This is a genomic window from Pseudonocardia halophobica (assembly GCF_050948485.1).
GTDB lineage: Bacteria > Actinomycetota > Actinomycetes > Mycobacteriales > Pseudonocardiaceae > Pseudonocardia > Pseudonocardia halophobica.
This window is the reverse complement of the sequence record NZ_CP192046.1, coordinates 3,787,987-3,801,017: the sequence shown is the minus strand read 5'-3', so window position 1 is coordinate 3,801,017 and position 13,031 is coordinate 3,787,987. Positions and strand designations below refer to the sequence as shown.

At 74.3% G+C, this 13,031-nt stretch carries 10 protein-coding genes; 6 read left to right on the top strand and 4 right to left on the bottom strand.

Features of this window, described 5'->3' with window-relative positions:
• The first annotated feature begins 86 nt into the window (after positions 1–86).
• The 3 genes from ACQP04_RS18180 (at position 87) to ACQP04_RS18170 (ending at position 3,219) form a co-directional block, all read left to right on the top strand.
• Complete coding sequence (locus ACQP04_RS18180) at positions 87–1,169, top strand: MEDS domain-containing protein (protein WP_433508220.1); 1,083 nt, start codon at positions 87–89, stop codon at positions 1,167–1,169.
• Positions 1,166–2,113, top strand: coding sequence for an ATP-binding protein (locus ACQP04_RS18175; RefSeq protein WP_433508219.1), 948 nt, complete (start codon positions 1,166–1,168; stop codon positions 2,111–2,113). Before ACQP04_RS18180 ends, ACQP04_RS18175 begins: the two co-directional genes overlap by 4 nt.
• Positions 2,114–2,403: 290 nt before the next feature.
• Complete coding sequence (locus ACQP04_RS18170; RefSeq protein WP_433508218.1) at positions 2,404–3,219, top strand: AfsR/SARP family transcriptional regulator; 816 nt, start codon at positions 2,404–2,406, stop codon at positions 3,217–3,219.
• Positions 3,220–3,289: 70 nt separating this feature from the next.
• On the opposite strand, the gene ACQP04_RS18165 is transcribed toward ACQP04_RS18170, so the two are convergent.
• From ACQP04_RS18165 to fgd, 3 genes are all read right to left on the bottom strand, one after another.
• Positions 3,290–3,784, bottom strand: coding sequence for an ATP-binding protein (locus ACQP04_RS18165; RefSeq protein WP_433508217.1), 495 nt, complete (start codon positions 3,782–3,784; stop codon positions 3,290–3,292).
• 109 nt (positions 3,785–3,893) lie between these two features.
• Positions 3,894–4,694, bottom strand: coding sequence for an enoyl-CoA hydratase/isomerase family protein (locus ACQP04_RS18160; protein ID WP_433508216.1), 801 nt, complete (start codon positions 4,692–4,694; stop codon positions 3,894–3,896).
• Positions 4,695–4,819: 125 nt separating this feature from the next.
• Positions 4,820–5,824 carry a glucose-6-phosphate dehydrogenase (coenzyme-F420) gene (gene fgd, locus ACQP04_RS18155; RefSeq protein ID WP_433508215.1) on the bottom strand — a complete coding sequence of 335 codons (1,005 nt, stop codon included), beginning with the start codon at positions 5,822–5,824 and terminating at the stop codon, positions 4,820–4,822.
• Between the two features lie 216 nt (positions 5,825–6,040).
• On the opposite strand from fgd, the gene ACQP04_RS18150 reads away from it, so the two are divergent.
• Both ACQP04_RS18150 and ACQP04_RS18145 read left to right on the top strand, forming a co-directional pair.
• A complete protein-coding gene (locus ACQP04_RS18150) occupies positions 6,041–7,864 on the top strand; it encodes an ABC transporter ATP-binding protein (protein ID WP_433508214.1) in 1,824 nt (607 codons plus the stop codon).
• Entirely contained in the window at positions 7,861–9,690 is a 1,830-nt protein-coding gene (locus tag ACQP04_RS18145) for an ABC transporter ATP-binding protein (protein ID WP_433508213.1), read from the top strand. Before ACQP04_RS18150 ends, ACQP04_RS18145 begins: the two co-directional genes overlap by 4 nt.
• A gap of 32 nt (positions 9,691–9,722) precedes the next feature.
• Here ACQP04_RS18145 and ACQP04_RS18140 read toward each other — a convergent pair whose 3' ends face one another.
• A complete protein-coding gene (locus ACQP04_RS18140) occupies positions 9,723–10,916 on the bottom strand; it encodes an acyl-CoA dehydrogenase family protein (RefSeq protein WP_433508212.1) in 1,194 nt (397 codons plus the stop codon).
• Positions 10,917–11,012: 96 nt separating this feature from the next.
• On the opposite strand from ACQP04_RS18140, the gene recQ reads away from it, so the two are divergent.
• The gene (gene recQ, locus ACQP04_RS18135) at positions 11,013–12,956 is read left to right on the top strand and encodes a DNA helicase RecQ (protein ID WP_433508211.1); all 1,944 of its coding nucleotides are present in this window, start codon (positions 11,013–11,015) and stop codon (positions 12,954–12,956) included.
• Positions 12,957–13,031: the final 75 nt, after the last annotated feature.

Sequence of the window (13,031 nt, the reverse complement as noted above, 5' to 3'; positions counted from 1 at the left end):
GGCGCGGGTACCCCCGGCCGTGTGACGGGTGCCCCCTTGTGGCGCCCGTAGGGTGGTGATCTGGTCACGAGCAGCGAGCGAGAGACATGAGCGTGCGAGCGGCAGAGGATCTGGCGTCCGGCGACCACGCCTGCGCCGTGCCGGTCAGCGACGAGCAGCTCTGGGAGCTCACGGCCCGGTTCCTCTCCGGCGGCCTCCGCCGCAACGAGAAGGTCGTCTACTTCGACGACGGCACCTCCGAGCGGGTCCTCGACCGGCTGACCGAGGACCGCATGCCGGTCGCCGCCACGCTCCGGAGCGGTCAGCTGCAGGTCGTGCCCGCCGACGTCACCCGCGGCGCCTTCCGCTCCCCCGTCGCCGACGTCCGCGCCCTGCTGCACTCCTATGTCGACGGCTCCGTCGCCCAGGGCTGGTCCGGCTTCCGCATGACCGGGCAGATGAGCTACGGCGCCGACGCCCCCGCGGGCATCCCGATGACGGCCTACGACGCCGCGCTCGACGACGTCGTCCGCGAGCGCCGGCTCGCCGCGCTGTGCCTCTACGACCACGGGCACTACACGCAGGAGCAGATCGAGCGGATGCGGGCGGCGCACCGCGAGGAGCTCACCGCCCCCGCCGCCTACGACGACGGCCTGCTGCGGATCACCCAGACCGGCGTCACCGCCGTGCGGCTCGCCGGCGAGGCCGACCACAGCAACCGCCCGGTGATCCACAAGCTGATCACGGACACGCTGGACCGGGCGCTGCGCTCGGCCGACGCGCCCACGGACATCGAGCTCAACCTGGCCTCCCTGCGGTTCATCGACGTGGCCGGCGCGGTCGCCCTGGTGCACGCGGCCGAGGAGTTCCCGAGCAGCCACCGGCTGGTGCTCGGGGACGTCCGGCCCGGCGTCCAGCGGGTGCTCGACCGGTGCGGGGCGCCGTTCGCGACCCAGCTGCTGGTCCGCGAGGCCCGCCAGCCCCCGGTCCGGCTGCCCGAGTCCGCGGACGGGCCGCACGGTCCGCGCGAGCGGCGGGTCGCCGGGGCCGAGCCCGAGGCGGTGGGGAACGGGTCCCGGCCGGAGCAGGACGCGCCCGACGACACCGAGAAGACCGACGCGTCCGACGCATCCGACGCCGTCGACGAGGACCCCCGGCGCGAGCCCGCCACCGAGGGGGCGGCCGGATGAAGGTCGAGTCCCGCGTCCCCGCGCACACCCGGCTGCGGCACGCCGTGGAGTTCCACGACGGGACGGAGGACCAGCTCACGCGGGCCGTCGCGTTCGCCCGGGCCACCGTCCGCCGCGGCGAGCAGCTCGCCGTGGCCGTGCCGCCCGCCGTCGGGAAGGCGGTGTTCGACGCGGTCGGGCACGCCGGCGTCGTCGCGTTGACGGCGCCCTTCGGCGCGTCCGGCGGCTCGGGGCAGACCACGGCCGCGACCTGGGCCCGGGAGCTGCGCTCGCTCGTGCAGAGCGACGCCGGCGTCACCGTGCTGTGCGGGCACGACCCGGCGCACGACGGCGTCGACGGCGGCTACTGGACCGAGCTCGACGCCGCGCTCAACGTCTCGCTGGCCGACCTGCCGGTGGACCTCGTCTGCCTCTACCCGGCCTGGCCGCTCCACCTCGAGGTGCTCGAGGGCGCCCGGGCCAACCACCCGTACGTGCTCGACGACGGCGGGCTGCGGCACAACCCCGAGCACCGCTGCCCGATGGAGGTGCTCCGCGGGCGGGAGCGCGCCGCGCCGCTGGTCCTGGGCCCGCCGGACCTCACCTACCGGTACAACTCCTGGCAGCTGCACGAGGTCCGCCGCATGGTCGCGCGGCTCGCGCCCGCCCTGGGCTTCGACCCGGTCCGGTCCGAGGACCTGGTGCTGGCCGTGAACGAGGTCGCCACCAACGCCGTCGAGCACGGGGCACCGCAGGCGGAGATCCAGCTGTGGGCCACGGCGGGCGGCCTGGTCTGCGAGGTGCACGACACCGGCGACCTCGACGAACCGTTGCCCGGCCTGACCGCGCCGCACCCCGCGGAGCCGCGCGGGCGCGGGGTGTGGATCGCGCGGCAGCTCTGCGACCTGTTGCACGTGTGGCAGGACCGCAGGGGAACACACGTCCGGCTGCACGCGACCCCGTGATCGGCCCGCCGGGGGTCCCCCGGCCGTGTCCCGAGGGCTGCGTTAAGATCGCCCCGGACGTCACCACTACGGCTGTACCTGCGGATTGTCAATTAGGTACGTGCAGATCGTAACTGTGACGAAACAGCCTCTTGGCAATCCGGGTCGTCGGGAGAACACTGTTCGGCGGCACGGAGCCCACCCACGAGGCGTGCCCACGGGTCATCAGTCGAGTACCACCACAAGTCGGGATAACCATGTCTGACGGTCACCGCCGATCCCTCACTGAGTGTCCGGGCCACCGCATCACGGTGCTCGGATCGTTCGGTCTCACCTCGGACGGCACCACCGTGCCGTTGAGTGTTGACTCCCGCCGCGTCGTCGCGTACCTGGCCGTGCACCGCCGGCCGCAGCCGCGCGCCGGCCTCGCCGCCGACCTCTGGCCGGGCGTACCGGCCGAGGCCGCCCGCCGCCTGCTCGCCGAGGCGCTGACCGGCATCGACGTACCGGGCCTGCTCGTGGGCGACCCGGCCGACGAGGCCGCCCCGGTCGCCCTGGCGGACGAGGTCGAGGTCGACCTGTCCGACGCGATGCTCCTGGTCCGCGCCTTCAACGGCGGCGGTCGCCTCACCGAGCGTCCCGCGGTCGACCTGCTGTCCGAGGACATCCTGCCCGCGTGGACCTCCCCGTGGATCGCCGTCGAGCGCGAACGCTTCCGCCAGCTCCGGCTCGCCGCGCTGGAGGAGGTCTCCCTCAAGCTGACGGCGGCCGGCCTGTTCGCCGACGCCGTGCAGATCGCCGAGATCGCCGTGGCCGCCGCCCCGAGCCGGGAGAGCGCGCGCCGGGCCCTGGTCGAGGCGCTGCTGGCCAAGGGCGACGTCGTCGAGGCGGTCGCCCAGTACGACGCGTTCCAGGAGCTGCTCCGCACGAGCGTCGGGCCGGAGAGCGCGGGCCTGGAGGGCCTGTTCCCGTTCGCCGGCGCCTGGCCGATGCGGCCCTCGATGGGCGGGTTCCGTCGCCCGGTGCAGCGCTCCGCCGTGGTCCTGCCGGGCCTGCGCGCCGCGCGCCCGGCCACACCCGGTGCCCCGCGTCGCCTGGTCTCCGGCGGGTCGGTGCCCGGCCGCTGAGCCCGCCCGTCCCGTTTCTCCCGGAACCCCGGTCGCCCCGCGGCCGGGGTTCCGGCGTTCCCGGGCCCGGTCAGTCCGGGAGGGCCAGCTCGAGGCAGACCTCGGTCCCCCGGCCCGTGGCGACGACGTCGAGGTGCGCCGCCAGCGCCCGGATCATCGGCAGCCCGCGGCCGCGGTCCCGGACCGCCCCCGCCGTGGCCGGCCGCCAGCGCCCCTGGTCGGAGATCCGCGCGGCGACGACGCTCCCGGAGCGGCGCCGGCGCAGCTGCACGTCGACCTCCACCGGACCGGGCGGGCCACCGCGGTAGGCGTGGTCGACGGCGTTGGCCGCAGCCTCCCCCACAGCGAGGAGCAGGTCGACGAGCACGTCGGCGGACAGGCCCGCACGCCGGCCCCACCGGGACACGGCGGTGCGGATGCCGGAGAGCTCGTCGGCCACGGCCGTGCGGACGATGCGCAGCTCGTCCGGTACCGCTCGCACCGGCCGCCGGTCGGCCGCGCCCTGCGCGGTCGGTGCAGCGGTCGGTGCGGCCGGGACGCCGCGCTGCGGGCCGTGCACGTTCACGAGCGGAGTGCCCCCGGGGATCGACGGTGGCGCACCGGATTCGGTCGCCTCGCCTGGTATCCCCCGGGCGCGCGCGCGGCAAACAGGCTCGGTGCGTGACCCGCGCCGGTCAGCCGTGGAAGCGGGGCGCCCGCTTCTCGCCGAACGCGGTGAGCCCCTCGGCCCCCTCCGGCCCGGCGGCGCTGGCGGAGATCGACGCCGCCTCGGCGTCGAGGTGGGTCCGCAGGTCGTGGTCGAACGTCCCGGCGAGCAGCCGCTTGATCCGGCCGAGCGCCGCCGTGGGCCCCTGGGCCAGCCGGTACGCCGTCGCCTCGGCCTCGGCGGCCAGCTCGGTGTCGTCGGCCAGCACCGACGCGATGCCCAGCGACAGCATGTCCTCGGCGGTGAGCACCTGGTCGGACAGCAGGATGTGCCGGGCCCGGCCAAGGCCGACGATCCGCGGCAGCGTCCAGCTCATCCCGCCGTCGGGCGAGAAGCCGATCGCGGGGTAGGCGGGCCGGATCCGCGTGGAGGTCCCGACGACGACCACGTCCGTGGCCAGCACGAGGCTCATCCCTGCGCCGGCGGCCCAGCCCTGCACGCCGGCCACCGTCGGGACGGCGCACCGGACGTAGGCCCCGAGCATCTCGTGGAACAGGTCGGCGACCTCGCGCACGAACGCGCCGCGGTCCTCCGCGGCCGCGAAGGAGCGGACGTCCCCGCCCGCGCAGAAGTTGCCGCCGTCGTGCGCGAGCTGGACCGCGCCGATCCCCCGCTCGGCCGCCTCCTCGAGGGTGCCGAGCCCGCGCAGCGCCTCGGCGACCTCGGCCATCGCCGGGCCGTCGAGCGCGCCGGCCTTGCCCGCCGTCACCCGACAGCGCAGCACGCGCCCGTCCTGCGCCACCACGGGGCTCCCGCTCGCACCGCTCATCCCACCGCTCCTCACCCGGGGCGCGTCCCCGTCGACCCCGGCAGACTAACGGTCAGCGCTGACCGGACGGAACGATCGCCTCGGGTGAGGCACCCGACACCGGGCCGGCCACGCCATCCTCACGGTCAGGCCAGGGCGCGCAGCTTCGGCACGACGTCCTCGGCGAACTGGGTGAGGAACCGCTCCTGGTCGTGGCCGGGGCCGTGGACGACCAGGTGGTTGAGCCCGGCGTCGAGGTACGGCTTGATCTGCGCGACGGCCTCGTCCGGGTCGCTCGCCACGATCCAGCGCTTGGCGACCTGCTCGATCGGCAGCTCGTCGGCCAGCCGCTCCATCTCCTCCGCCGAGTCCACCGTGTGCTTCTGCTCGGCGGTCAGCGACAGCGGCGCCCAGAAGCGGGTGTTCTCGAGCGCCGCGTCGGCGTCCCGGTCGTAGGAGAGCTTGATCTCGATGGTCCGGTCGATGTCCTCGAAGGACCGCGACTCCTTCTCCGCGCCCTCCTTGACCGCCGGGATCAGCTTCTCGGTGTAGAGGTCCATGCCCTTGCCCGAGGTGCAGATGAAGCCCTCGCCGGAGCGGCCCGCGTAGCGCGCCACCACCGGCCCGCCGGCGGCGATGTAGACCGGCACCGGCTTCTCCGGCCGGTCGTAGATCGACGCGTTGACGAGCGTGTAGTAGTCGCCCTCGAAGTCGACGTTCGTGTCGGTCCACAGCGCGCGCATCAGCCGCACGGCCTCGCGCAGCCGCGCGAACCGCTCCTTGAACTCCGGCCACTCCATGCCCGACACCGCGATCTCGTTGAGCGCCTCGCCGGTGCCCGCGCCGAGGATGATCCGGTTGTCGTAGAGCAGCGCCATGGTGGCGAAGGTCTGCGCCATCACGGCCGGGTTGTAGCGGAACGTCGGCGTGGTCACGCTCGTGCCGATCTGCACCCGGCGGGTGCGCTCCCCCACGGCCGCCATCCACGTCAGCGCCGACGGCGCGTGCCCGCCCTCGTGCCGCCACGGCAGGAAGTGGTCCGAGACCCACACGCTGTCCAGGCCCACCTCCTCGGCCCGCACCGCATACTCCACCAGGTCACGGGGCCCGAACTGCTCCGCCGAGGCCTTGTAACCGATCTTCAGGTCCACGCTGGTCCTTCCGCTGGGGAAACCCCTCCTGCGCACAGGTCTACTACACCGGACCGCCGCCGACACCCGCGCCGCCCGGCCCGCCCTTGACCTCGACCGCGGTTCAGGTCGCACGGTCGGGTGGTGATCGACACACGCATGCACGGCTCGGCCCACGGCGAACCCGCCGCAACTCGGATGCGCCGGCGCCGGCGACTTCGTAGCGTGGTCGAAACCATGCCTGCCTCTCCCGACACCGTGCAGGCGCAGGACCCTCCCACGACCGAGCCGTCCGGGGCCGTGATCCGGCCCGCGGCGACCCTGGCCGCGCTGCGCCGCCTCGCCCCCTACGTCCGTCCGCACCGCGGCGCGCTGCTCGGCTCCGGCGCCGCGGCGCTCGCCGCCACCCTCGCCGCCCTGGTGATCCCGCTGGTCACCCGCCGGATCGTCGACGGGCCGATCGCCCGCGGTGACCTCTCCCCGCTGCCGTGGCTGATCGGCGGCGTCCTCGCACTCGGCCTCGTCGAGGCCCTCCTGCTGCTGGTGCGCCGCCGGATCGTCGCGCGCCCGACCACCCGCATCGAGGCCGACATGCGCGCGGACCTCTACGCCCACCTGCAGCGGCTGCCGATCTCCTTCCACGACCGCTGGCCCTCCGGCCAGCTGCTGTCCCGCGCGGTGCAGGACCTCTCCACGATCCGCCGCTTCCTGGCCTTCGCCGGCGTGTTCCTCGTCGTCAACACGATCACCGCCCTGGTCGGCATTGCGATCCTCGGCGCCTTGTCCTGGCTGCTCGGGGTCGCGGTGGTCGTCGTCGCGGTGCCGCTGGTCGTGCTGACGCTGCGGCTCGAGCGCCGCTACTCGGTGGTCGCGCGGCTGGCCCAGGACCAGGACGGTGATCTCGCGACCGTCGTCGAGGAGTCCGCGCTCGGCGTCCGGGTGCTGCGCGCGCTGGGCCGCGGCCGGCAGATCACCGACCGGTTCGTCACCGGCGCGCGCGGCCTGCGCCGCACCGAGCTCCGCAAGGTGCGGCTGCAGGCGGCGCTGTGGTGCGTGCTCGTGCTGCTGCCCGAGGCCGCGATCGCGGTCATCCTCGCGATCAGCGCGTGGGGCGTGGCGACGGGCGCGCTGACCGTCGGCACCCTGGTCGCGGCCGTGACGATCATGACCTACCTGTACTGGCCGATCGCCTCGCTCGGGTGGCTGCTCACCGAGGCCGGGAACGCCGCCGCCGCGACCCGCCGGTACTGGGAGGTCCGCGACGTCGCGCCGGCGATCGTCGACCCGCCGGACCCCGTCGCCCTCGGCGCCGTGCGCGGCCGCGTCGAGTTCCGCGGGGTCCGGTTCCGGCACGACGGCGCGGAGGCCGACGTGCTGCGCGGGGTGGACCTCGCCGTCGAGCCGGGCGAGACGATGGCCCTGGTCGGCGCCACGGGCTCGGGCAAGACCGTGCTGACCTCGCTGGTCGGCCGGCTCGCTGACGTCACGGGCGGCGCGGTGCTGCTCGACGGCGTCGACGTCCGTCGACTGCGGCTCGCCGACCTGCGCACCGCCGTCGCCACGGCCTTCGAGGACCCGGTGCTGATCTCCGCGAGCGTGCGGGAGAACGTGGCGCTCGGCCTGCCCGACGCGAGCGACGCGGACGTGTGGGAGGCCCTGCGGGTCGCGGGTGCGGCCGGGTTCGTCGAGGCGCTGCCCTGGGGCCTGGCCACACGGATCGGCGAGCAGGGCCTGTCCCTGTCCGGCGGTCAGCGGCAGCGGCTCGCGCTGGCCCGCGCCGTGCTCGGCCGCCCGCCCGTCCTCGTGCTCGACGATCCCCTCTCGGCCCTCGACGTCCACACCGAGGCCGAGGTCGAGGCGGCCCTGCGCAGCGTGCTCGGCGGGGTGACGGCGCTGGTGGTGGCCCACCGGCCGTCGACGGTGCAGCTGGCCGACCGGGTCGCGCTGCTGGAGGGCGGCCGGGTCACCGCCGTCGGCACGCACCGCGCGCTCCTGGCCACGAACGCGGTCTACCGGAACCTGCTGAGCAGCCCCGACGCCGACCGGGTGGGGGCGGCATGAGCGCCGACACCACCGATCTCGGCTGGCACGGAATCGGGGACGAGAGCGAGGAGGTCACCCGGGCCGCCGGGCTGCGGCTGGCCCGCAGCGCCCGCCTGCTCGTCGCCGACCTCCTGCGACCCCGCCGCGGCGCCGTCGCGCTCGCGCTGCTGATCCTGGTCGTCGAGAACGCCGTGATGCTGACCGGGCCGCTGCTCGTCGCGCTGGCCGTGGACACCGGCGTCCCCGCGGCGCTCGACGGACGTCCGGCGCCGTTGGCCTGGGCGGTCGCCGGGTACGCGGCATGCGGTCTGGCCTCGGCGGGCCTGCGGGCGGCGTTCCTGCTGCTGTCCGGCCGGCTCGGCCAGGACGTGCTGCTGGAGCTGCGGCGGCGGGTGTTCCGGCACGCGCAGCGGCTCGCCCTGGAGTGGCACGAGTCGTACACCTCGGGCCGGCTGATCAGCCGCTTGACGAGCGACCTGGAGTCGATCGACGACCTGCTGCAGCAGGGGCTCGACGGCCTGCTGGGCGCCCTGCTCTCGCTGGCCGGGATCACCGTCCTGCTCCTGCTGATCGACCCGGTGCTCGCCGGCGTCGTACTGGCCGGGTTCGTGCCGCTGGCGCTGCTCACCCGCTGGTTCCAGCGCCGCTCCCGGGCGAGCTACCGGCTCACCCGCACCTGGGTGGCGCGGGTGATCGTCCAGTTCGTCGAGTCCATGAACGGCATCCGCGCGGTGCAGGCCTACCGCCGCGAGGCGCGCAACGAGTCGATCATGGAGCAGCTCAACCACCGGTACCGCGACGCCAACGCCGACGCCCTGCTCACCTTGTCCTGGTTCGTGGCCTGCGTGCGGGCCGTCGGCAACCTGACGCTCGCGCTGGTGCTGCTGCTCGGCGCGCTGCGGGTCACCTCCGGGGCACTCGAGCTGGGCGCGCTCACCGCGTTCCTGCTCTACCTGCGGCGCTTCTACGACCCGCTGGACCAGCTCGCCCAGTTCATGAACGCCTACCAGTCGGCCGCCGCGGCGCTGGAGAAGCTGGCCTCGGTCCTGGAGACGCCGATCGGGGTGCCCGAGCCGGCACGCCCCCGGGCGCTGCCCGAGCCGGTGCGCGGCGAGCTGACCTTCGGCCGGGTCACCTTCGCCTACCCGCGGGCGCCCGAGCGGCTCGTGCTGCCCGAGTTCTCGCTGACCGTGCCGGCCGGGCAGACGATCGCGCTGGTCGGCGAGACGGGGGCGGGCAAGACCACGCTCGCCAAGCTGGCCGCCCGGTTCCACGACCCGGTCACCGGCGCCGTGCTGCTCGACGGCGTGGACCTGCGCGAGCTCGCCGACGCGGACCTGCGCCGTGCGCTGGTCATGGTCACGCAGGAGCCCTTCCTGTTCTCCGGTTCGCTGGCGGACAACGTCGCCATGGGCCGGCCCGGGGCGTCGCGCGCGGAGATCGCGGCGGCCGTCGACGCCGTCGGGGCGGACTTCGTGCACGCCCTGCCGGAGGGGCTCGACACGGACGTCCGCAAGCGCGGCGGGCGGCTGTCGGCCGGGCAGCGGCAGCTGGTCTCGCTGGCCCGGGTCGTGCTGGCCGATCCCGCGGTCGTGTTGCTCGACGAGGCGACGTCGAGCCTCGACATCCCCTCGGAGCGGGCGGTGCAGGCCGCGCTGGAGACGGTACTGGCCGACCGGACGGCGCTGATCATCGCTCACCGGCTGTCCACGGTCGCGATCGCCGACCGGGTGCTGGTGATGGGCGGCGGCCGGATCGTGCAGGACGGCACCCCGGCCGAGCTCCTCGCCTCCGGCGGCGACTTCGCCGACCTCCACGCCGCCTGGCAGGACTCCCTGCGCTGACGCGCATCATGGAACCACAAGTGCGGTCGGGGTCAGCGGACGAAGGCGGAGTGGCCGGTGATCGCCCGGCCGACGACGAGGGTGTTGATCTCGCGGGTGCCCTCGAAGGAGTACAAGGCCTCGGCGTCGGCGAAGAACTTCGCCACGCCGTAGTCGAGCACCACGCCGTTGCCGCCGACGACCTGCCGCGCCAGCGCCACGGTCTCGCGCATCGCGGTGGTCGTGTACTCCTTGGCCAGGGCGGCGTGCTCGTCGCGCGCCTCGCCGGCGTCCTGCATCTCGGCCAGCCGCACGCACATGCCGAGCGAGGCGGTGATGTTGCCCAGCATGCGCACCAGCAGGTCCTGGACCAGCTGGAACCCGCCGATCGGCCGGCCGAACTGCTCCCGCTCCTTGCTGTAGGCGAGCGCGGCCTCGTACGCGCCGATCATCGTGCCGGTGGCGCCCCACGCCACGCCGCCGCGCGTCCGGCGGAGCACCCCGTTGGTGTCCTTGAACGAACTGGCTCGCTGCAGCCGGTCCTCCTCGGGGACGCGGCAGTCGGTGAGGACGATGTCGGCGTTCTGCACGGTGCGCAGCGCGATCTTGTTCTCGATCTTCGTGGCCGTCATGCCCGGGTTGTCCTTGTGCACGACGAAGCCCTTCACCGCGTCGTCGGCCTCGTCGCGGGCCCAGATCACGACGAGATCGGCGAAGGTCGCGTTGCCGATCCAGCGCTTCTCGCCGTTCAGGACCCAGGTGTCGCCCTCGCGCCGGGCGGTGGTCTCCAGGCCCTGCGCGACGTCGGACCCGCCGTGCGGTTCGGTGAGGCCGAAGGCACCGATCTGCTCCATCCGGGCCATGGCGGGGAGCCAGCGCTCGCGCTGCTCGTCGGAGCCGCAGAGGTCGATGCTGCCCATCGCGAGCCCGTTGTGGATGCCGAAGAAGCTGTTCAGCGAGGCGTCGGTGTGCGCCAGCTCCAGCGAGACGAACCCGATCAGCAGCCTGCGCGCGGCCGGGCCCGCGAGCCCGTCGTAGGGCAGCGCGGCGATGTCGAGCTCCGCGAACTTCGGGACGATGCCGTGCGGGAACTCGGCGCGGCTCCAGGCCTCCTGCGCGATCGGGGCGATCTCGGTCCGGCAGAACTCGCGGACGCGTCCGACGATCTTCTGCTCCTCGTCGGTGAGCAGGGAGCCGTAACCGAAGAAGTCGCCGGTGAGGAGGTCGGCGTCGCGCAGGTCGCTCATGGGGCGACTCTTGCACGACGCACCGGCCTCCGCTCGTCGTCGCGACCGTTCGCGTGCCCGTCCCGGACCGTCGGTGCCGGCCTTTACGATCGCGCCGTGACCGCTCCCCCCGCCCCCGCGCTCGAGGTGCTCCACCGGGTCTTCGGCTACGAGGCGTTCCGGGGGCCGCAGCAGGAGGTCGTGGAGCACGTCTGCGCGGGCGGGGACGCGCTGGTCCTCATGCCCACCGGCGGCGGCAAGTCGCTCTGCTACCAGGTGCCGGCGCTGGTCCGGCCCGGTACCGGCGTGGTGGTCTCGCCGCTCATCGCGCTCATGCAGGATCAGGTCGACGCCCTGCGCACGCTCGGGGTGAAGGCCGGGTTCCTCAACTCCACGCAGGGGCCGGAGGAGCGCCGCGACACGGAGCGGGCGCTGCTCGGGGGCGAGCTGGACCTGCTCTACCTCGCGCCCGAGCGGCTGCGCGTCGGGTCGACCGTCGACCTGCTGGACCGGCTCGAGGCCCGGGGCGGGATCGCGCTGTTCGCGATCGACGAGGCGCACTGCGTGGCGCAGTGGGGCCACGACTTCCGGCCGGACTACCTGATGCTCTCCGAGCTGCACCGGCGCTGGCCGGCCGTGCCGCGCATCGCGCTCACGGCGACGGCCACCGAGCACACCCGCGCGGAGATCGCCGAGCGGCTCGACCTCACCGGGGCCAAGCAGGTCGTCGCCAGCTTCGACCGGCCCAACATCCAGTACCGGATCGCGCCGAAGGCCGAGCCGCGCCGGCAGCTGCTCGACCTCATCCGCACCGAGCACCCCGGCGACTCGGGCATCGTCTACTGCCTGTCGCGCAAGTCGGTGGAGCAGACCGCGGAGTTCCTGCAGGGCCAGGGCGTGCCGGCCCTCCCCTACCACGCGGGGCTCGACGCCGGGGTCCGCCGCGAGCACCAGGCCCGGTTCCTCCGCGAAGAGGGCCTGGTCATGTGCGCGACCATCGCCTTCGGGATGGGCATCGACAAGCCGGACGTCCGGTTCGTCGCCCACCTCGACCTGCCCAAGTCCGTCGAGGGCTACTACCAGGAGACCGGCCGCGCGGGCCGGGACGGGCTGCCGTCCACGGCGTGGCTGGCCTACGGGCTGGCCGACGTCGTGCAGCAGCGCAAGATGATCGACGACTCCGAGGGCGACCAGGCGCACAAGCGGCGGCTGGGCCAGCACCTCGACGCGATGCTCGCGCTGTGCGAGACCGTCGAGTGCCGGCGGGTGCAGCTGCTCGCGTACTTCTCCGAGAAGACCGAGCCGTGCGGCAACTGCGACACCTGCCTCACCCCGGCCGAGTCCTGGGACGGCACCGTCCCGGCCCAGAAGCTGCTGTCCACGGTGTGGCGGCTCAAGCGCGAGCGGAACCAGAGCTTCGGCGCCGGGCAGGTCGTCGACATCCTCGTCGGCAAGCGCACCGCGAAGGTCGAGCAGTCCCGGCACGACCAGCTCTCCACCTTCGGCATCGGCACCGAGCTGTCCGAGCAGGAGTGGCGCGGCGTCGTGCGGCAGCTGCTGGCGCGCGGGCTCCTCGAGGTCGGCGGGGCCTACAACACGCTGCAGCTCACGGACGGCAGCTCCGCCGTGCTCAAAGGCGAGCGCCAGGTGATGCTTCGCAAGGACCCCGAGCGCACGCGGACCCGCCGCTCCGCCCGCTCCACGGTCCCCGCGGCGGACCTGCCGGCCGGCGCGGCCCCGGTGTTCGAGCGGCTCCGGGCCTGGCGCGCCGCGACCGCGAAGGAGCAGGGCGTCCCGGCGTACGTGATCTTCCACGACGCCACGCTGCGCGCGATCGCCACGCTCGCGCCGAGCTCCCCCGCCGCCCTCGGCACGGTCAGCGGGGTCGGGGAGAACAAGCTCGCGAAGTACGGGGCGGGGGTGCTGGCGGCCGTCGCGGGGAACGACGGGGCCGCTTCCGAGACACCCCCGCAGCCGACTGCGCCGTCGGCGGACGAGGACTGGCCGGTCGAGGAACCCCCGGAACCCGACCACCCCGACGAGGACCCCTGGGGCGCTTGAGTCGACCCGCCTGTCACCCCGTCGGCCCATCGGTCGGGCCCGCCGAACGTCGATAATCGCGGGCGGACCCGTCGT